At 58.4% G+C, this 19,240-nt stretch carries 20 protein-coding genes; 12 read left to right on the forward strand and 8 right to left on the reverse strand.

Features of this window, described 5'->3' with window-relative positions:
• Window positions 1-266: 266 nt before the first annotated feature.
• The 3 genes from SERRSCBI_RS08650 to SERRSCBI_RS08660 all read left to right on the forward strand — a co-directional run bounded on the left by SERRSCBI_RS08650 (window position 267) and on the right by SERRSCBI_RS08660 (window position 2,449).
• Window positions 267-983, forward strand: a complete 717-nt coding sequence (locus tag SERRSCBI_RS08650; protein ID WP_042784158.1) for an autoinducer binding domain-containing protein — start codon at window positions 267-269, stop codon at window positions 981-983.
• 179 nt (window positions 984-1,162) lie between these two features.
• Entirely contained in the window at window positions 1,163-1,591 is a 429-nt protein-coding gene (locus SERRSCBI_RS08655) for a universal stress protein (RefSeq protein ID WP_033642623.1), read from the forward strand.
• A 177-nt stretch (window positions 1,592-1,768) separates the two neighbouring features.
• The gene (locus tag SERRSCBI_RS08660) at window positions 1,769-2,449 is read left to right on the forward strand and encodes a hypothetical protein (protein ID WP_033642624.1); all 681 of its coding nucleotides are present in this window, start codon (window positions 1,769-1,771) and stop codon (window positions 2,447-2,449) included.
• A 46-nt stretch (window positions 2,450-2,495) separates the two neighbouring features.
• On the opposite strand, the gene SERRSCBI_RS08665 is transcribed toward SERRSCBI_RS08660, so the two are convergent.
• From SERRSCBI_RS08665 to SERRSCBI_RS08685, 5 genes are all read right to left on the reverse strand, one after another.
• Window positions 2,496-3,509: an Ldh family oxidoreductase gene (locus tag SERRSCBI_RS08665; RefSeq protein WP_033642625.1), complete on the reverse strand. Its 1,014-nt coding sequence runs from the start codon at window positions 3,507-3,509 to the stop codon at window positions 2,496-2,498.
• A gap of 18 nt (window positions 3,510-3,527) precedes the next feature.
• Window positions 3,528-5,093, reverse strand: coding sequence for an APC family permease (locus SERRSCBI_RS08670; RefSeq protein WP_033642626.1), 1,566 nt, complete (start codon window positions 5,091-5,093; stop codon window positions 3,528-3,530).
• Between the two features lie 44 nt (window positions 5,094-5,137).
• Complete coding sequence (locus SERRSCBI_RS08675) at window positions 5,138-6,736, reverse strand: aldehyde dehydrogenase (NADP(+)) (RefSeq protein ID WP_042784160.1); 1,599 nt, start codon at window positions 6,734-6,736, stop codon at window positions 5,138-5,140.
• A 54-nt stretch (window positions 6,737-6,790) separates the two neighbouring features.
• Entirely contained in the window at window positions 6,791-7,711 is a 921-nt protein-coding gene (locus tag SERRSCBI_RS08680) for a dihydrodipicolinate synthase family protein (RefSeq protein ID WP_042784161.1), read from the reverse strand.
• Window positions 7,712-7,918: 207 nt separating this feature from the next.
• A complete protein-coding gene (locus SERRSCBI_RS08685) occupies window positions 7,919-8,773 on the reverse strand; it encodes an AraC family transcriptional regulator (protein ID WP_033642629.1) in 855 nt (284 codons plus the stop codon).
• Between the two features lie 387 nt (window positions 8,774-9,160).
• Between SERRSCBI_RS08685 and SERRSCBI_RS08690 the strand changes: the two genes are divergently transcribed.
• From SERRSCBI_RS08690 to SERRSCBI_RS08705, 4 genes are read left to right on the forward strand one after another with little or no spacing between them, the layout of a single operon-like run.
• Window positions 9,161-10,108, forward strand: a complete 948-nt coding sequence (locus tag SERRSCBI_RS08690; RefSeq protein ID WP_033642630.1) for a 4-hydroxyproline epimerase — start codon at window positions 9,161-9,163, stop codon at window positions 10,106-10,108.
• Window positions 10,108-11,232: an FAD-binding oxidoreductase gene (locus SERRSCBI_RS08695; protein ID WP_042784162.1), complete on the forward strand. Its 1,125-nt coding sequence runs from the start codon at window positions 10,108-10,110 to the stop codon at window positions 11,230-11,232. The genes SERRSCBI_RS08690 and SERRSCBI_RS08695 overlap by 1 nt, the downstream gene beginning before the upstream one ends.
• Window positions 11,229-11,489 carry a (2Fe-2S)-binding protein gene (locus SERRSCBI_RS08700; RefSeq protein ID WP_042784163.1) on the forward strand — a complete coding sequence of 87 codons (261 nt, stop codon included), beginning with the start codon at window positions 11,229-11,231 and terminating at the stop codon, window positions 11,487-11,489. The genes SERRSCBI_RS08695 and SERRSCBI_RS08700 overlap by 4 nt, the downstream gene beginning before the upstream one ends.
• Window positions 11,482-12,750 carry an FAD/NAD(P)-binding oxidoreductase gene (locus tag SERRSCBI_RS08705; protein WP_042784164.1) on the forward strand — a complete coding sequence of 423 codons (1,269 nt, stop codon included), beginning with the start codon at window positions 11,482-11,484 and terminating at the stop codon, window positions 12,748-12,750. Before SERRSCBI_RS08700 ends, SERRSCBI_RS08705 begins: the two co-directional genes overlap by 8 nt.
• A 47-nt stretch (window positions 12,751-12,797) precedes the next feature.
• On the opposite strand, the gene SERRSCBI_RS08710 is transcribed toward SERRSCBI_RS08705, so the two are convergent.
• Window positions 12,798-13,157, reverse strand: a complete 360-nt coding sequence (locus tag SERRSCBI_RS08710; RefSeq protein WP_033642634.1) for a hypothetical protein — start codon at window positions 13,155-13,157, stop codon at window positions 12,798-12,800.
• Window positions 13,158-13,699: 542 nt separating this feature from the next.
• Here SERRSCBI_RS08710 and SERRSCBI_RS24690 point away from each other — a divergent pair.
• Window positions 13,700-14,014, forward strand: coding sequence for a hypothetical protein (locus SERRSCBI_RS24690; RefSeq protein WP_033642635.1), 315 nt, complete (start codon window positions 13,700-13,702; stop codon window positions 14,012-14,014).
• 173 nt (window positions 14,015-14,187) lie between these two features.
• Window positions 14,188-14,619, forward strand: coding sequence for a hypothetical protein (locus tag SERRSCBI_RS08720; protein WP_033642636.1), 432 nt, complete (start codon window positions 14,188-14,190; stop codon window positions 14,617-14,619).
• Window positions 14,620-14,636: 17 nt separating this feature from the next.
• On the opposite strand, the gene SERRSCBI_RS08725 is transcribed toward SERRSCBI_RS08720, so the two are convergent.
• Window positions 14,637-14,978, reverse strand: a complete 342-nt coding sequence (locus tag SERRSCBI_RS08725) for a GlpM family protein (RefSeq protein ID WP_033642637.1) — start codon at window positions 14,976-14,978, stop codon at window positions 14,637-14,639.
• A gap of 122 nt (window positions 14,979-15,100) precedes the next feature.
• Complete coding sequence (locus tag SERRSCBI_RS08730) at window positions 15,101-15,325, reverse strand: DUF2594 family protein (protein ID WP_004927950.1); 225 nt, start codon at window positions 15,323-15,325, stop codon at window positions 15,101-15,103.
• Between the two features lie 694 nt (window positions 15,326-16,019).
• Here SERRSCBI_RS08730 and uvrY point away from each other — a divergent pair.
• Genes uvrY through pgsA form a run of 3 tightly spaced genes read left to right on the forward strand, consistent with a single transcriptional unit; the run spans window position 16,020 to window position 19,108 of the window.
• A complete protein-coding gene (uvrY, locus tag SERRSCBI_RS08735) occupies window positions 16,020-16,676 on the forward strand; it encodes a UvrY/SirA/GacA family response regulator transcription factor (RefSeq protein WP_004927947.1) in 657 nt (218 codons plus the stop codon).
• Window positions 16,669-18,501 (forward strand): excinuclease ABC subunit UvrC, encoded by a 1,833-nt coding sequence (gene uvrC, locus SERRSCBI_RS08740; RefSeq protein WP_071883544.1) that lies wholly within the window; start codon window positions 16,669-16,671, stop codon window positions 18,499-18,501. The genes uvrY and uvrC overlap by 8 nt, the downstream gene beginning before the upstream one ends.
• A 58-nt stretch (window positions 18,502-18,559) precedes the next feature.
• Window positions 18,560-19,108: a CDP-diacylglycerol--glycerol-3-phosphate 3-phosphatidyltransferase gene (gene pgsA / locus SERRSCBI_RS08745; RefSeq protein WP_033642639.1), complete on the forward strand. Its 549-nt coding sequence runs from the start codon at window positions 18,560-18,562 to the stop codon at window positions 19,106-19,108.
• Window positions 19,109-19,240: the final 132 nt, after the last annotated feature.

Genomic DNA, 19,240 nt, shown 5'->3' on the forward strand with positions numbered 1-19,240 from the left:
GTGAGGAAAGTAATTGGCGGTGTCTTGACTGTCTAACGGTAGAAATGACAGGTTTACCTGCAGACGGGGTTATGCTATTCGCGTAGTTTTGCGGCTCAGCCCAATAAAAAGGCTTATTCTGAGGGAAATAAACCGGGGAATAGCTTTTTTCGTTATAGCGTTCGTATTTTTTATTATATGAAACGGCTATTGGCGCCGGGCGGCGATATCCTATAGTGAGTCTGACCTATCGATAAATCGACATCGCTATTTGGAGAACCTGCGTTATGGATACCCGCACTCAACGGCTCATGGCGGAGGTGATTGGCAGTTTGACCGATCGCGAACGTTTTCTGACCCAACTGGGGCGCTGCGCCGAGGCGCTGGGTTTTGATTATTTCTCCTACATCGTTTTTTCCTGTTATCCGGCGAGCCGGCCAAAAATGCGGGTTGAAGGAACGTTTCCGGCGCGCTATCTCGAGGATTATCGGCGGCAGCGGGCGTATTTGCAGGATCCTGTCATCGAGCGAGCCCACCATTCCACGCTGCAATTCCAGTGGGACGAAAGTTTTTATCACGAGCGGCCGGCGCTTTGGCAGCGCATGTCGCAGTTTGGTCTGCACACCGGGTGGTCGCAATCGGTCAAGGATTGCTATGGCCGCCTGGGGATCCTGACTTTTGCCGGCAAGACGCTGCCGCAGCAAACGCCGCAGGCCGGCGCGGTGAATGAACTCTTTTTCCTTTGGCTGGCGCAAACCGCCCACAAAACGCTGCGTGAAGCGTTGATATCGGTGAACGACGAAGCGATAAAAGATGTGCTGACGCTGCGCGAGAAAGATATCTTGCGCTGGTGCAGCGAAGGCAAAACGGCGGAAGAGATCGCGCTGCTGATGGGGGTGAGTGAACGTACGATCAATTTCCATATCGGTAACTCGATTAAAAAACTTTCGGTCGCCAATAAGACCGCAGCCACCGCCAAAGCCGTTTATTTACAGCTGATTTAATTGCGAGAAATAAATAATTAATCGCCTATCAGTTAGCGGCGCGATGTTTATGTTTTGTTAAATTAAGCATTGTCCTTATCAGTATTTACCTCCGATCACAAAAGCGTGATAAAGCGGTTCACCGCGCCCGTGCGCGGCAGTACTCTGTAGGCACCCGGTTTACATAGAAAGGATGTGATATGTACAAGACTATTTTAGTGCCGATAGATATTGAAGAGGATCTGTTGACCGAGCATGCGCTGAAGCATGTGGAATATTTGGCGAAGATGTCCGGCGCTAAAGTGCATTTTTTCCATGCGCTGCCGGATGCCTCGGCTTTTGTTACTGCCTATTCGTTCGGTCTCAAGGAGTTTGAGAATCAGGCGGAAGTGAAGGCGGTGGAGAAGCTGAAGAAAATCATGTCGGAAATCGATCTGCCGTTAGATCGCCTCAATTACACCGTCAGCTTTGGCTCTGCGCGCGATCAGGCGCTGGAACTGGCGGAAGAGATCGACGCCGATCTGATCATCATCGGTTCGCGTCGCCCGAGCGTGAAAACTTATCTGTTGGGCTCCAACGCCGCCGCCATCGTTCGCCATGCCAATATATCGGTGATGGTGGTTCGATAATCCTCCTTTAAGCCCGCCGTTTTCATGCGCGTTCTGCGGTCGCCGGTCGGCCGCAGAACGCAGGCTGCTTTATTGCCATCTCAGCCTGAGCTGCTACGATTTTAGCTGACGTTTTTTATGCCGACCGGGCCAGCGGCCTTGCGCATATTCTTTATTTCAGCCAGAAGAGGGGCAGCCATGCCATTAGAAGTCGATGGGATCATCAGAGGCGATCGAGGCAGTGAACCGAGCCATTGGCAACATACGCCAACCAAACCGCTTATCACGCTGACCTGGCATCACACCATCCCCTGGAACTGTTTACGCAATGTCTGGAATGGTCTGGTGGCTGGCGAGCACTGGAACGCGCTCGACGAGTTTATGAATCTGATCGGTGTGCCTAACCGCGCCGAGGTGCTCAAACAGATCAAGAATGAAAATCTGCAGGATCGCGATGGGTTACATACCCTGGTGACCTGGCAAGGCTGGAATATCGTCGAGGGTCCGGGTAACGAATATCGCGCGCAGGGTGACGATCCCGGTGAAAATTTCGACGACTGGTCCGGCAAAGGCATGAGCACGAATCAGCAAGCGACGCTACAGCAGGTCAAAGTGTTGTATCAGGTGATGGCACCGCTGGGAAGCCGCGCGCTGGACGCCGCCAGACAGGCGCCGAACATTACTGCGGAAGAAGCGAGCGTCTTGCAACGAACGATTAAACAGACCCGCCCAACGTTGCGCGGAAAGGAACCGATCCGGTGGCAAGAGGGCATGTGGCACAAAGTGCAACCTGGTAAAGAGGCGAAACATTTCGCCCAATGGGACAGCAAACCCGTGTGGCGCAAGCGCCTGCACAGCGACTTGGCTCAGGCAGGCTAAACTTCGCCCCGCGCCGGATTGGCGGCGCGGGGGCATCAATTCGGCGCTAATCGCACAGCGCCGCTATCTCGTCGTACAGCGTCCTGGGGATTTCAACGCCGTATTGTTCGCTGTGGCGTCGTTGCCGATAGCGCCGCTCGCCGGGAATGCGTGCGCCTTGCGCTTGCATGTCGGCAAACATCGCCTCCGCGCTGGCGAAATACCGCTCCTTATCCGCGCCGAGAAAACGCTCGGGATCCAACGCGATGATCAGTTCACCGCCGTAGGGCGATGAACCCGTGCCGTCGTCATAGGCCAGCGATTCTTTGCTGGTCATGTCGCCGATCAGCGGCCCAGCCAACAATTCAACCATGGCCGCCAGCGCCGAGCCTTTATGGCCGCCGAAAGTCAGCATCGCGCCCTCCAACACGCTGGCGGCGTCGGTGGAGGGGTTGCCTGCCTTATCAATGCCCCAGCCTTCCGGCAGCGGGGTGCCGGCGCGGCGATGCAATTCGATTTCGCCGCGCGCCGCCGCGCTGGTGGCCATATCGAACAAAAACGGCGGCCGAGCCGGGCGCGGCCAGCCGAAGGCGATGGGGTTGGTGCCGAATAGCGGGCGTGAACCGCCGGCCGGCGTCACCCAGGCGTGGCTGGGCGTGCAGGCTAAGGCCACTAAACCCTGTTCGGTCAGCGGTTCGATGTCGGCCCACAGCGCGGAGAAATGCACGCAGCGGTTGATCGCCAGGGCGGCGATGCCGTTGGCGCGCACCTTATCGATAAAGGCCGGCAGAGCGGTGCGGTAGGCGAGCAGGGAAAAGGCGCCGCCGGCATCGGCGCGCAAGATGGCCGGCGCCTGGTCGAAGAGCCTGGGTTTCGCATCGGCAGAGACTTTGCCCGCCCGTAATGAGCGGACGCAGCCCAACAGCCGGTACAACCCGTGCGAAGCACAGCCGTCGCGCTCGCCCTGAATGACATTTTGCGCCACTGTCTCGGCATGCGCCTGATTGAAGCCGTTGCAGCGCAGTGCGCGTAGCGCCAGTTGATAAGCGTGTTCCAGCGACAAAACGTGCATGGTTGTCATTTCGATGTCCTCCCTGGGTCATTCTTCTTCATCGCCGATAAAATTGGCCTGGGGTAAACAGGTATAGGCGCCCCAGTAGTAAATCGCCAGCGCAATCACCGCCATGGTGAGGGTGTCCCACGGATGAGCAATAGCGCCGATGCCGCCGAAACTGCTGAGGTAGGAAAGCGCGATCGTCAGCGCATAGAAGACGATTAGCCACAGCGAGGACCAAATTTGCTGCCTGAGGCTAACGGCGTGGGTCGGCACCTGATTCTTGAACAGGATGTAGATGAAGAACATCAGTATCTGCAAGCCGAGCAGCCAGGAGACGGTGTCCCAGCCGGACCAGAAGACGATCAGCGCCGAAATGATAAATGACAGCGGGCCGAGCACGCAGAAACCGCGCACCCGGAACGGACGCGGCATATCGGGCGCATTGCGCCGCAGCCCGGCGGCGGTGACCGGGGCGATGGCGTAACTCAGCACCAGCGCGGCGGACACCACGCCGATCAGCTTTTCCCACGATGGGAACGGCAGCGTCCAGAAGACCGAGAGGGCGAAGGTGAGCCACAACGCCGGGCGCGGGATACCGGATTCACCATCCACCCGGGTGAACAGTTTGAAGAAGGTGCCGGCGCGCGCCCACCCGTAGATCACGCGAGGCGTAGCGTTCATGTAGATGTTGCCGGTGCCGCTGGGCGAAACGATCGCGTCGCTGACCACCAGAAACGCCAGCCATCCCATGCCGAGCGTGATGGCGATATCGCGGAACGGCAGGGAAAACTGTTGGCTGATGCCGGCCCAGCCGCCGCTCAGCATCTCGCTGGGGATACTGCCGAGAAACGCTATCTGCAGCAGCACATAGATGATGGTGGACAGCACTACCGACAGGATCAGCGCGATGGGAATGGTGCGCTGCGGTTTTTGCACCTCGCTGGCGACCGAAATGATCGGCGTCAGGCCGAGGTAGGCGAAGATGATGCCGCCGGCGGAAATGGCGGCTTCAACCCCGGCGGAACCGAAGGGGGCAAAGCCCTGGCTGTGCAGGTTTTCCGGTTTGAAAAAGCTGAACAGCACCACGATCACCAACAGCGGCACCAGAAACTTCAGCACGCTGATGAGATTATTGGATTTGGCGAAGGTTTTGACGCTGTAGTAGTTGAGCGCGAAGAAAAAGCACAGCAGCGCCAACTGCACCAGCCAGCCGAGCGCTGTCGGATCGCCGGAACCCGGCTGGCTGAGGAGCGGGAACCAGGCGGCGGCGTACTGACGGGCGGCGACGACCTCGATAGCGATCAGGCTGGAGAAGGCGATCAGCGTGATAAACCCCAGCAGATAGCCCATCAATTCGCCGTGCGAGAACACCGGATAGCGAATGATGCCGCCGGCGCGCGGCAGGGCGGCGCCCAGCTCGCAGTAGACGATGCCCAGCAGCAGCACCGCCAGGCCGCCGATCAGCCAGGAATAGATGCCGGCGGGGCCGGCGATGGAGGAGACATGGCTGGCGGCGAACAGCCAGCCTGAGCCGAATATGGCGCCCAGACCGATGAACGTCAGATCGGTGAGCGTAAGCTGCTTCTTGAATTTGCCTTGGGTTGTCATGGTATTACCCTTTTGTTATTGAGTGGCAGGCAGATGCGGCCGGGCTAATGTTGGGCAGGTGAAACTATGGGATCTCGGGTGTAAACGCCGTTCACCAGCCGCAGCAGGTTGAGCGGGTTGGCGTCCTGCAGCGGCGGCGGCAGCAGCGCCGCCGGGGTGTTTTGCAGGCAGACCGGCCGCAGGAAACGCTCGATGGCCAGCGTGCCTACCGAGGTGCCGCGTGCGTCGCTGGTCGCCGGATAAGGGCCCCCGTGCACCATGGCGTCGCACACCTCTACCCCGGTTGGATACCCGTTGAACAGCACCCGGCCGGCTTTGCGCGTCAGCAATGCCGTCAGCCCGGCGGCCATATCGAGATCGCCGTCTTCCGCCAGCAGCGTGACGGTCAGCTGGCCTTGCAACGCCGCCAGCGCCGCATGCAGCTGCGCTTCGTTATCTACCGCCACCAGCACGCTGGCCGGGCCGAAGACCTCTGTTTGCAGCAGCGGATCGGCCTGCAGCAGCAATGTTTCCTCCGCCTGATAAAGCTGCGCCGCTGCCCGGTGGGGCAGAATCTCGCGCCCCCCCGCCAGATGCCGTATGTGCGGATGGGCATCGAGCGCGGCCAGCCCGCGCCGGTAGTGCTCCAGCGTGCCGGCATTCAGCATCGGCTGTGGGGGGGCGGCGTCGACCAATGCGCTCATCTTCGCGGCCAACCGTTCGAAGGCGACGCCGCGCAGCGCGACGATCACGCCGGGCTTGGTGCAAAACTGGCCACAGCCGAGTGTGAAGGAGGAGACCAGTTCCTGCGCGATGTGCTGCCCGCGCCGAGCCAACGCCTGCGGCAGGATCACGACCGGGTTAATGCTCGACATCTCGGCGAAGACCGGGATCGGCTGGGGACGCTGCGCGGCCAGATCGAACAGTGCCCGGCCGCCTTGCAGTGAGCCGGTAAACCCCACGGCCTGAATCGCCGGGTGCTGCACCAGCTCGGCTCCCACACGGTTGCCGAAGATCATGTTGAAGACGCCGGCGGGCATGCCCATACGTTCCCTTGCGCGCTCGATCGCCTGAGCGGTCAGCTCGGCGGTGATCATATGGCCGCTGTGTGCCTTGAACACGACCGGGCAGCCGGCGGCGAGCGCGGCGGCGGTATCACCGCCCGCGGTGGAAAACGCCAGCGGAAAGTTGCTGGCGCCGAACACCGCCACCGGACCGAGCGCCGTGCGATATTGACGCAGATCGGGACGCGGCAGAGGAGAACGCAGCGGCAACGCGCAGTCGATGCGCACGCCCTCGACGTCGCCGCGTCGCAGCAGCGTGGCGAACAGCCGCATCTGGCCGCTGGTTCTGGCGCGTTCGCCGCTTAACCGCGCCGGCGGCAGGGCGGTTTCCTGCATGGCGAAGGCGAAGAAGGTCTCATCCAACGCGTCCAGCTCCTCGGCGATGGCGTCGAGAAAACTCGCGCGTTGTTCGGCGCTGCATTGCGAATAGGGATCAAAGGCCGCCGCGGCGGCTTCTGCCGCCGTAGCCTGGTGGAAGCGGTAGCCGGTCGGCTGACCGTCGTCGGCGCGCAGGCTGAGCAGCGCCGCTTCTCCCGTAGCACGGCGCTGGCCGCCGATAAATTGTTGGCCGCTGATGGCGGCATCGCGAGCGTTGGGCATGGGTCCCCCGGTACGAGAAAGTGCGACGCCCGGCGTGGCCGGGCGGTGAAGGCGTTACAGGCCGACGTTCGGCAGCGTGGGACGAGTGGCCAGCGCTTTATCGATCACGGCGTTGATTTCGGAGAGCGTTTCACCCTGCAGCGCCAGACGCGGCGGGCGAGTGATGGCGCTGCCGCGGCCGACCCGCTGTTCGCACAGCTTGATGCATTGCACCAGATCGGGGCGGGCATCGAGATGCAGCAGCGGCATGAACCAGCTGTACAGCGCCAGCGCTTCCTCATAGCGTTTTTCCTTCGCCAGACGGAACAGGGTTTCCCCTTCGCGCGGGAAAGCGTTGGACATGCCAGAGATCCAGCCTTGCGCGCCGACGGCGATGCTCTCCAGCACCACATCATCCAATCCGGCGAACAGTACGAAGCGATCGCCGACTTCGTTGCGCAGATCGATAAAGCGGCGGGTGTCGCCCGACGAGTCTTTGAAACACACGATGTTCTCGCAGTCGACCAGTGAGGTCAGGATGTCGGGCGTGACGTCATTTTTGTAAATGGGAGGGTTGTTGTAGACCATGATCGGCAGATCGGTAGCGCCGGCGACGCTGCGAAAGTGCGCGGCGGTTTCGTGCGGCTTGGCGGAGTAGACCAGCGCCGGCATCACCATAATGCCGTCGACGCCTGCCTTTTGCGCTTCACGCGCCATGTTTTGCGCGAAGGCGGTGGTGAATTCGGCGATGCCGGCGATCACCGGCACTTGGCCGTCGGCGGCGTCCTTTGCCACTTCGATCACCGCCAGCTTTTCCTGTACCGTCATCGAGGTGTTTTCACCGACGGTGCCGCAGACGACCAGGCCGGAGACGCCGTCGCGCACCAGGTTTTTGATCACCGTATGCGTGGCGTCGAGGTCCAGAGAAAAATCGTTGCGGAACTGGGTCGTCACCGCCGGGAATACGCCGCTCCAGCTTAGGGTTTTATGGCTCATCGTGTTTGTCCTGTCATTCGAAAGTGTTAATAAAAAGTGAATCTTTGGTGAGGCTCACCGACAGATTGACCGGTATTGCACAGGCAGGCTTGACGCTTTTCGCCGATTGCTGCGACGAAATTGGCACAATGGCGCCGGAAAGCGGGCATGCAGAAATCGGGCGCCGGTGCGCCATAAAGAATGATTTTAATTAGGTAAATCAGCGTATTAAGCGGAAAGTGTCAGGCGGAAATCGCGCGGCGTGGAACCGGTCATCGCTTTGAACTGACGGCTGAAGGCGCTGTGATCGGTATAGCCGCACTGCAGCGCGATGTCGGTGATCGGCAGCTCGCCCGCCAGCAGTTCCGTGGCCTTTTCCAGCCGCACTTTGTGGATCATCTGGCGCGGAGTGAGGTGGAAGATACGTTTGCAGTAGCGTTCTATCTGCGCCACCGATAACCCGGTCAACGCCGTCAGCTCCTCGAGCGCGATCGGCCGGGCGTAGTGGCGGCGGATGTATACGTCGATCGCGGCCAGCCGTTGGTAAGCCGGATGATTGGCTTTGGCCTCTTGCAGATCGTGTGAAATGCCCGCCATTCCGATGATTTTTCCCTGCGCGTCGTACAGCGCCAGCTTTTGCGTCAGGCACCAGCCGGTTTCACGGCCGTTGTACAGGTGCATTTCCAGCTGATCCTGGATCAGCACGCCGTGGCGCAATACCCGCAGATCTTGCTCGGTGTAGCCTGATCCGAGCTGCGCGGGGAAAACGTCGGCGGACGTCTTGCCCAGCAGCGGCGCGACGGTCTTGAAGCCGCAGCGCCTGGCCAGCGTCAGGTTGGCCAACAGGTAGCGCGCCTGGGCGTCTTTGATAAAGAACACCACATTGGGAATCGCGTTCAGCAACGGCGCGATCAGCGCCAGCGTATTGAGCAGATCGCGCAGGTTGTTCGGACGCTGCTGCGCCAGCCCGTCGCACAGGCGCGACAAATGTTCGACGGCGAAAACGTCCTCCTGATCCGGCAGCTCCACCAGGGCAGGCGGTGAGGGAGAAATCTGATGTTGATGGTCTGAAATGGATCGCATAGCAGTCCCTTTTCGGTCGTTAGCCGGAAAAACAGGCGGCCAGGTTGGCGCTTTCGCATCAATATTAACTTTTTTGTAACGAATCAAGCGCTATTTCCGGCTGGCTACCAAATATGCGGATCGCCGCATACTTTTGCCGGACGGCGCGCGCCGGTTGCTTGAAAACTGCGGTATTTCTCGCTACGCGGTGGTCTAGCATGAAAGTAACGTCATGATAAATAAGTTATTGTTATGGTTGCGTTAAACGTATGCCCGTGATGGGCCAGGCTAGCCTGGCCTCATTGTGCTGATTTCTTCATTCGCCACGCCGAAACGCATCAAGCCGTCATGCGCGCATTCGTTCAGGCTAACGCCATTGGTAACATCTCATTAACCCTGGAGACGCCGATGGCACTTTCTGCGCATATCACCGCTTTGCGGGCGATCGATTCTCATACCGGCGGGGAGCCGACCCGGCTGATCGTCGAAGGCTTCCCCGACCTTGGCGAAGGCAGCATGGCGGAACGGCGGGCGCATTTCGCGCAACATTATGACGATTGGCGCTGCGCGGTGATGCTCGAACCCCGCGGCAATGACGTGTTGGTGGGGGCGTTGCTGTGTCGGCCTTGTTCGCCGCAGGCTACCGCCGGGGTGATCTTTTTCAACAACACCGGCTATCTGGGCATGTGCGGCCACGGCACTATCGGGCTGATTGCTTCGTTGGCGCATCTCGGGCGCATCCGCGCCGGGCGTCATCTGATCGAGACCCCGGTCGGCCCGGTGAACGCCACGCTGCATGATGACGGCAGCGTTACCGTAGAGAACGTGGCGGCTTATCGTTATCGCCACCAGGTGCGAGTTGAGGTGGCCGGTTACGGCCCGGTGACGGGGGACATTGCCTGGGGCGGAAACTGGTTTTTTCTCATCGGCGAGTCGCCGTTGACCATCGATAAACACAATCTGGAGGCGCTGACCGCGTTCACCTGGGCGGTCCGGCAGGCGCTTGAACAGGCGGGCATTCGTGGCGAAGACGGCGGGGCGATCGACCATATCGAGCTGTTCGGTGACGATCCGCAGGCCGACAGCCGCAGCTTCGTGCTGTGCCCCGGCAAAGCCTACGATCGATCGCCGTGCGGCACCGGCACCAGCGCCAAGCTGGCGTGTCTGGCGGCGGACGGCAAACTGGCGCCCGATATGCACTGGCGCCAGGCCAGCGTCATCGGCAGCGAATTCCAGGCTTATTACCGCTGGAACGGCGAGCGCATCACCCCCTTTATTCGTGGGCAGGCTTATGTATGCGCCGATAGCCAACTGTTGCTCGACGAACGCGATCCTTTTGTCTGGGGCATACGCTGATGGGCGGCGGACGGGGAGTTGATGCCATCGTGGTGGGTGCCGGCATCATCGGCGCCGCCTGCGCCTGGCGGTTGGCGAGGGAGGGGTACCGCGTCTCGGTGGTGGACGACTGTCGCGCTGGCGCCACCGCCGCCGGCATGGGGCACCTGGTATGCATGGACGACAACCCGGCCGAGCTGGCGTTGAGCGCTTATTCGCTGCGGTTATGGCGTGAAGTGACGGGCCGGATGCCGCAAGCCTGCGCCTGGCGCGGCTGCGGAACGCTGTGGTTGGCGGAGCAAGCGAATGAAATGGCCATCGCCGAACAAAAGCGGGCGCGGCTGGCGGAGCAGGGCGTGGCGGCGGAACTGCTGACGGCGGAGCAGGTTGCCGCCATGGAGCCGATGCTGCGGCAGGGGCTTGCCGGTGGGCTGCGGGTGCCGGGCGACGGCATTTTGTATGCGCCGCACGCGGCGCGTTGGCTGTTGGCCGACGCTGGCGCGGCGATCGATGTGGTGCAGGGTGAAGCGATCGCGCTGGACGAGGCAGCGGTGCGGTTGGCGGACGGCAGAGAGCTGGCGGCGCCGGTGGTCGTTTTGGCCTGCGGCCTGTGGGCCAATGATTTGTTGTCGCAGCCGTTGCTGCGTGCCAAGAAGGGCCACCTGGCGATCACCGATCGTTATCCGCCGCGGGTGCGGCATCAGTTGGTGGAGCTGGGGTATGGCGCCAGCGCGCATGCCAGCGACGGCGCCTCCGTGGCGTTCAATGTGCAGGCGCGGCCCACCGGGCAATGGCTGATCGGTTCTTCCCGCCAGTTCGATTCCGTCGATTCGTCATTGGATATGCCGCTGCTGGCGGCGATGCTCATGCGCGCGCAGCATTTCTTGCCCGCACTGGCGCAGCTGAACATCATTCGCTGTTGGACCGGGCTGCGCGCCGCCTCTGCCGATGGATTGCCGCTGTTGGGCGCGCATCCGCAGCATACCTGGTTGTGGTTGGCGTTGGGGCACGAGGGGCTGGGCGTCACGACCGCCCTCGGCAGCGCCGCGCTGCTTGCTGCGCAGATCGGCCGGCAGGCGCCGGAGATTGATGATTCCCCGTATTTGGCGGCGCGGGCGTTTGCCGCCGAGGAGCTGCCCGTATGAAAGAGAGGCAAAACACGCTCGCGTTGAGCATCGACGGCAAACCCTACCGGGTGCCGGTTGGCATCAGCGTTGCCGCGGCGCTCAGTTTGTGCGGCGGGGATCATTGCCGGTTGTCGATTTTACGCCAGCCGCGCGCACCATTTTGCGGCATGGGCGTTTGTCAGGAATGCCGGGTAACCATTAACGGTCTGCGCCGCCTGGCGTGCCAGACGTTGTGCCAATCCGGCATGCGGATTGAGAGGAGCGATGATGAGTGACTTCGATTGCGAGGTGCTGATCGTCGGCGCCGGGCCGGCCGGCATGGCGGCAGCGCTGGCGGCGGCGGAAAACGGGGGGCAGATACGGGTGATCGATGATAATCCGCACCCCGGTGGGCAAATCTGGCGTGATGGGCCGCAGGTGGCTTTGCCTGAAGCGGCGAGACGATATCGGCAGGCGATGGCGGCGCGGGAAAATATTGTGCTGCACTCCGGCTGCAAGCTGGTGGCGCAGTGTGGCGCTAACCGATTGGCGTATGAAGACGCTGAAGGCTGCGGCGTGATTCGCTATCAAAAGCTGATTCTATGCAATGGCGCCCGTGAACTGCTGCTGCCGTTTCCTGGCTGGACGTTGCCGGGAGTGAGCGGCGCCGGTGGTCTACAGGCGCAAATCAAGCAGGGGCTGGCGATCCGCGGCGAGCGGGTGGTGATAGCCGGCAGCGGTCCGTTGCTGTTGGCGGTGGCGAAAAGTGTGAAACAGGCCGGTGGCGAGGTCGTGCTGGTCGCGGAACAGGCGGCGCTGCGGCGATTGGCGGCGTTCGCCGGCGGCCTGTGGCGTTGGCCGTCCAAGCTGCGTCAGTCGTTTTCTCTGATTCAGCCTCATTACCGTGCCGATAGCCGAGTATTGGCGGCATTGGGGCAAGAGCGTTTGACGTCAGTGCGCGTCGGCAACGGCGGGCGGGAAAGTACGGTGGCCTGTGACAGGCTGGCCTGCGGCTTCGGTTTGGTGGCGAATATTGAACTGGCGATGCTGCTGGGATGCCGGATCGCACACGACGCCGTCGCGGTGGATTATTGGCAGCAAACCAGCCAGGCGCAAATTTATGCCGCCGGGGAGTGTACCGGTATCGGCGGCAGTGAACTGGCGCTCACCACCGGCGCCATCGCCGGTTATGCCGCCACCGGGCAAAAGGCAAAAGCCGAATCCCTGACGGCGCAGCGGCGGCGATGGCGGCGTTTCGCCACGTCGACAGCGGCCGCTTTTGCGCTTGATGAACGCATGAGTTATCTGGCCAAACCGCAGACGCTGCTGTGCCGCTGCGAAGACGTCACGCTGGAACAGGTATGCCATCAACCTGACTGGAACACGGCCAAGCTGAGCAGCCGCTGTGGTATGGGAGCCTGTCAGGGCAAGGTTTGCGCGACGGCGGCGCGGCACCTGTTGGGGTGGCCTTTGCCGCCGCCACGCGCCCCTTTAACGCCGGTGCGGACGGAAACGCTGGTTGCTCTGGGAAGGCATTGCAGCGACGACGATAATTGATGGGGCATCGCGGCAGTGGCGTTTCAGTCCAAATCGATTTCGCTGCATCACCACTGCGGCCAATAGTAGGTTTTCTCTCGCCAGCCCTTGCCGTACATACAAGCCTCGATGGTGGCGTTTCGGGCTGACTGATTGCGATCGGTCTGTACCGTTTTGATCGACGGCTCTTTGTCATAGCGATATCCCGATGGACAATCTTTCTTATTCTTCTCGCAAGGGATGTATTTGTTTTCGTAGCTGAACTCTACGTCCCGCACGACGTCTGGCGGGAAGCGATCGTAGCCCCGACTGCGGCATTCGGCATATTCGGCATTTCGGGTGCTCTCAACTGCGCCGGGTCTTTCCCATTGGGTACAGGCAGTCATCATCAATAACGGCAAAACAATCAAACAACGGTAATTCTTCATGGTGTCCCTAACTCTTCCTCTATCCTGGTGATCACTGACTAGGAATCTTCCCAACCAGCGATGCGAAAAAGTGTAATCAACTGACGACACAATTGGAAATGATAATGGTTATTGTTTAGGTGTGATTGAGGCAACGGCACCCTGAAATGCGCCGTCGGCGATAGGGGAGAGGCTTACAAGGGGCAGATCTGACGATGAGAGTGTGTGGGCAGAGCGATTTTATATCTTTTCTCTTTTTGCTGCATGGCTTGGTCATTATCTCAGCGTTATGAGAGGGAAGAACAGTATGCAAGCTAAGTATTTTCTTATCCTGTTTAAATGGAATTTTGAATTAAGATATTTACCCATGGCCAAGTTTTAATGCACGGTATTAATGCTCTATTTTTTTATTTCTGTTTTTTTATTGTGCCTTTATTTTCGGAATTCTTCCATTAAATACTTTTTAGTTACAGGGAATTCATTTGCATTTTAAATTTGGATTTTTTAAATTCAGCTCAGATGAGGGATAACCGTTAGCGACAGGTTCAAAAAAGGAGTTTATTTTGTCTGGGATAAAGAAAACGCCTGAAAGCCATGGCGGTTTGCCTTCACCATCAGGGGATTATGATAATTTTAAGCACCTTTCCGATGTTGGCACCGTGTTGGGATATGGGCGAACTCGCTTTTATCAGTGGTGCCGCGGACGCGGATTTCTAACGCCGATGAATGTTCCTTCGCATGAAATGCTCAGTCTGGGATATATGGTGGCGGTGCTGTCAGAGACCGGTCATACCCGGGTTTACGTCACGCCGGATGGCTTCAGCTACGTCAGTGACGCGTTTGCGGCAGATATCCAACGCGGCATGGTAAAGTTTTAAATTTTTAAAAATCGCCTTTATTTCAAGGTCTTTAATACAGAATCTTCTTATCCGGAAAGACGCGCAGGGCGATGAGTAGGAAGTTATCCGATTTTTTCGTCTTTGCGACATGAAGGCTACTGACAGCAGCTATTCTCTTGTTACGATAAGCATTATTTTTTCAGGAGCCAAGGATGAAGCATTACGCCGCGTTGTTGTTCGCCTCTGCACTGTTGACGGGATGTGCGACCCAAGCCGTACCACCGCAACAGGCTGAATTACCGCCCCCAAGCCGTCTGATGCTTTATCAGAATATCCCGGATACGCCATACGCCACGGTGGTGGTGGTGCGCGACAGTGGAATGCTGGCGGGTAGCTGCCGCACCGGCGTTTATGTGAATGGGGAGTTCGCCGCTTCGCTGGGCGCGAAAGAAAAAGCGGAGTTTCGCGTGCCGCCGGGCAATACTTCGGTGAGCATCGGGCAAGATATGATAGAGAACTCTCTGTGTATTTGGCGTGATACCAGCGGCAGCGTGCCGATGACGCTGCGCGCCGGTGAAAGCCGCTATCTGCGTATCGCCGGCGATCGGCAGCGAGGCTTCGTTTTGCAGGCAGGGCGGCCGTAACCGCCCAGGCAAGGGCGTTAACGCCCTTGCCACCATCCCCACAGTGTAATTAATAGCCACGCCGCCGCAATCCAGCACAGTACCGCCGCACCCAACGCTAACGACAGCCGCAGACTGTTAATCAGGAAATACAGCGAAATCAAATACACCAGATAGGGCAACACCGCCCACATGCCGAAAATCAGCGTCGTTTTCAGCGCCGCTATTGAACGTTCGCTGCCGACAACATAATGCGCAATCAAAGCGAAAGTGGGGAAGAGCGGGACTAAACCGGCGATATAATAGTTGCGCGTTTTGGCCAGCAGGCCGATCAGAACCACGACCAGCGCGCCTATCAGCGCTTTGACAAAGATGCCCATAACGGTCTCGGGTGGCGGGGGAAAGCCAACACACTGCCCGAAAGCCTGAGCAGAATCAATGGCGTATTGCGTAGTGCGGGGAAAAACAGACCCGCATGAATCGCGGGTCTGAGCGGCAACGTTTACTGGCGGTAAGCGTGCTTGATTTGCTGAATGCTGTTCTTGAAGATTTCCGCCTGAGTCGGATCTTCAATCTGGGCGATGAAACGTTCCATGTTGATGATGACTTTCCCGGCATCGGCCTGGCCGATCGACTTCAGGATCAGCGTCAGCGTGGCTTTGAGGCAGGCAACCTCGGTCGCCAAGATCTCCGGGTTTGCAGACGTAGTGAAATCAACGTTGCTCATTTTCTCTCCTGATTTTTGAGGCCGTAGCCTGATACAAGCTGCTTTAGCGCACCGCGCGCGGACTATAGGCAAGTTGCCCACGCACGGCGGCGAATTTAACTGGGCGCGGAGTATAGCATAGCATGCGTCAGCCATCTGCACCGGGCTTGCTCTGGCGGCGCTGGTGGGTGAAGTTTGCTCATTGCACGCCCGGGTCATCCATTGTCGGCCAGTTATTTCGAGGTGGTTAACAAGTATTTGCCCGGCACGTTATTGTTGAACAATCGGGGTTATTATAATTATTGGGGGCGGGTGGCACTGATTTTGCCGGTGTTGGTCGGTAATAATAGTTTTGTACGCTGGCTGTCAGGCTCGCGTTGGCCGCAGCTTTAAATATCAAATGATTACAAACAGCCAACAGCCGTGTTAATATTATTCATGTCGTGATTGCTTACACAGATTTCTCCCTCGCGGCATGATTGTCGCGCTATCCTGTGTCTGACGCAGCGCGACGAAATTATTTTCGTCGCTCGATCTTTTCCGACGTGACGATTTATCGGCGGCATAGACGGCTAAAATTGAAAAATCAGCTATGCTCCGCAAAGTTATTCGGAAGTATGTATTAATCTGTGTTCATTCTTGTCTGAAAAACAAGTAATATCTCTGGCGAAAACAGAGGCTGATTGCGTTACTCCCTTTTTTTGGAGAATTTTCCTTGATTAGCGTTCTTCTTGTTGATGACCACGAACTGGTGCGCGCAGGGATACGACGCATTCTTGAAGATATCAAAGGTATAAAAGTTGTCGGTGAGGCCCAGTGCGGTGAAGACGCCGTAAAATGGTGCCGTGGCAACGCTGTCGATATCGTGCTGATGGACATGAATATGCCGGGCATTGGCGGGCTGGAAGCCACGCGCAAGATTGTGCGTTATGCACCCGACGTCAAAGTCATCATGCTGACTATCCATACCGAAAATCCCTTGCCCGCGAAGGTGATGCAGGCGGGGGCCGCCGGCTACCTGAGCAAGGGCGCCGCGCCGCAGGAAGTGATTAACGCCTTGCGTTCCGTGCATGCGGGGCAGCGATACATCGCGTCTGATATCGCCCAGCAAATGGCTCTGAGCCAGCTGGAGCCGCAGGCCGAAACGCCGTTCAGCTGCCTGTCTGAGCGCGAGCTGCAGATCATGTTGATGATCACCAAAGGCAAAAAAGTGAATGAGATCTCGGAGCAACTGAGTCTCAGCCCGAAAACGGTGAACAGTTACCGTTACCGTATGTTCAGCAAATTGAATATCAGCGGCGACGTCGAACTGACCCACTTGGCCATCCGACATGGATTGTTCAATGCGGAGACGTTGTTAAGCAGTGAATGACCGTTTTGATGCCAAAGCTTTCCTGAGTACCGTCACCAGCCAACCTGGCGTCTATCGTATGTATGACGCCACTGGCACGGTGATCTACGTCGGTAAAGCCAAAGACCTGAAAAAACGTCTCGCCAGCTATTTTCGGCAGCAGGTCAGCAGCCGTAAAACCGAAACGCTGGTTAAAAATATCGCGCAAATAGACGTAACGGTTACCCATACCGAAACAGAAGCGCTGTTGTTGGAACATAACTACATTAAATTGTACCAACCGCGATATAATGTTCTTTTGCGAGACGATAAATCTTATCCGCTGATTTTTCTCAGCGCCGATACCCATCCCCGTCTAGCGGTGCATCGCGGCGCCAAACACGCCAAGGGCGAATATTTCGGTCCTTTTCCCAACTCTTACGCCGTGCGCGAAACGCTGGCGCTGCTGCAGAAGCTGTTCCCGATCCGCCAGTGCGAAAACAGCGTGTACCGCAACCGCTCGCGCCCGTGTCTGCAGTATCAGATCGGCCGCTGCCTGGGCCCTTGCGTCGCCGGCCTGGTGAGTGAAGAAGAGTACCGGCAACAAGTGGACTATGTGCGGCTGTTTCTTTCGGGCAAAGATCAACAGGTGTTGCACCAGCTGATTGCCCGCATGGAAGAAGCCAGCAAGCTGCTCAATTTCGAAGAGGCGGCGCGCATACGCGATCAAATTCAGGCCGTGCGCCGCGTTACCGAGCGGCAGTTCGTGTCGGGCGACAGTGACGATCTGGATGTCATCGGCGTGGCGTTCGACGCCGGTATGGCATGCCTGCACGTGCTGTTCATCCGTCAGGGCAAGGTGTTGGGCAGCCGCAGCTATTTCCCTAAGGTGCCGGGCGGTACGGATATGAGCGAAGTGGTGCAGACTTTCGTCGGCCAGTTTTACCTGCAGGGCAGCCAGGCGCGCACGCTGCCCGGCGAGATCCTGTTGGATTTCAGCTTGCCGGAAAAGGACCTGCTCGCAGAATCGCTCTCCGAGTTGGCGGGGCGCAAGATCCAAATTCAAAGCAAGCCGCGCGGCGACCGCGCCCGTTATCTGAAGCTGGCCCGCACCAACGCGGCAACGGCGTTGACCACCAAGCTTTCGCAACAGTCGACGATCCATCAGCGGCTGGCGGAATTGGCCAAGGTGCTGAATCTGGCGGAAATCAACCGTATGGAATGCTTCGACATCAGCCATACCATGGGCGAACAGACCGTGGCTTCGTGCGTGGTGTTCGACGGAAACGGCCCGGTGCGTTCGGAGTATCGGCGCTACAATATTAGCGGTATCACCCCCGGCGATGACTACGCGGCGATGACGCAGGTGCTGAAACGCCGTTACGGCAAAGCGCTGGAAGAGAAAAAAATCCCGGATGTCATTTTCATCGACGGCGGCAAAGGGCAGCTCGGCATGGCGATCGACGTGTTCAACTCGCTGAACGTCACCTGGGACAAGAATAAACCGTTGTTGATCGGCATTGCCAAAGGCGCCGATCGCAAGGCCGGGTTAGAAACGTTGTTCTTCGTGCCGGAAGGCGAAGGGATTTCGTTGCCGCCGGATTCGCCGGCGCTGCATGTGATCCAACACATCCGCGATGATTCACATAATCATGCGATTACCGGTCACCGGCAGAGAAGGGCGAAAGTCAGAAATACCAGCGCACTGGAACTGATTGAGGGCGTAGGGCCGAAACGGCGCCAGATGCTGTTGAAGTATATGGGCGGACTGCAACCTTTGTTGAACGCCAGCGTGGAGGAAATTGCAAAAGTGCCGGGTATTTCACAAGCATTGGCAGAAAAGATCTACAATGCATTGAAACACTGAGGGCAATGTAGCAACATACTCTTAATTTCCACTTTAGCCAGATAGTTACCGTAGCATTATGCAATTGAATATACCGACTTGGCTTACCCTGTTTCGCGTAGTTCTGATCCCATTCTTTGTGCTGGCGTTTTACCTGCCGTTCAGCTGGGCTCCGATGGTTTGCGCCGTTATCTTTGTGTTTGCCGCTGTCACCGACTGGTTTGACGGTTTCCTGGCGCGCCGCTGGAAACAAACGACGCGCTTCGGGGCGTTCTTGGATCCGGTCGCGGACAAAGTGATGGTGGCGGTAGCGCTGGTGCTGGTGGCGGAGCACTACCACAGCTGGTGGATCACGCTGCCGGCGGCCACCATGATCGCCCGCGAAATCATCATTTCGTCGCTGCGCGAGTGGATGGCGGAAATTGGCAAACGCAGCAGCGTGGCGGTGTCCTGGATCGGCAAAGTGAAGACCATGGCGCAGATGATGTCGCTGGTGGGCTTGCTGTGGCGCCCGGATCGCTCTGTGGAATATGTGGCAATCGGCTTGCTGTATATTGCGGCGGTGCTGACTTTCTGGTCGATGTTCCAATATTTGAACGCGGCGCGTAACGATTTGCTGGAACCGTGATCGATACGCTGCAAAAAGCGGCAAACGATCGTGGTGGGCCAACAATTTTATTGACTCATCACGTCAGGTAAGTAGAATGCATCGCATCAGACGACAACGATGAATTGCCGAAAGATAGCAAAGAAATCAGTC

Origin of the sequence: Serratia sp. SCBI, assembly GCF_000747565.1 — a bacterium.
GTDB lineage: Bacteria > Pseudomonadota > Gammaproteobacteria > Enterobacterales > Enterobacteriaceae > Serratia > Serratia ureilytica.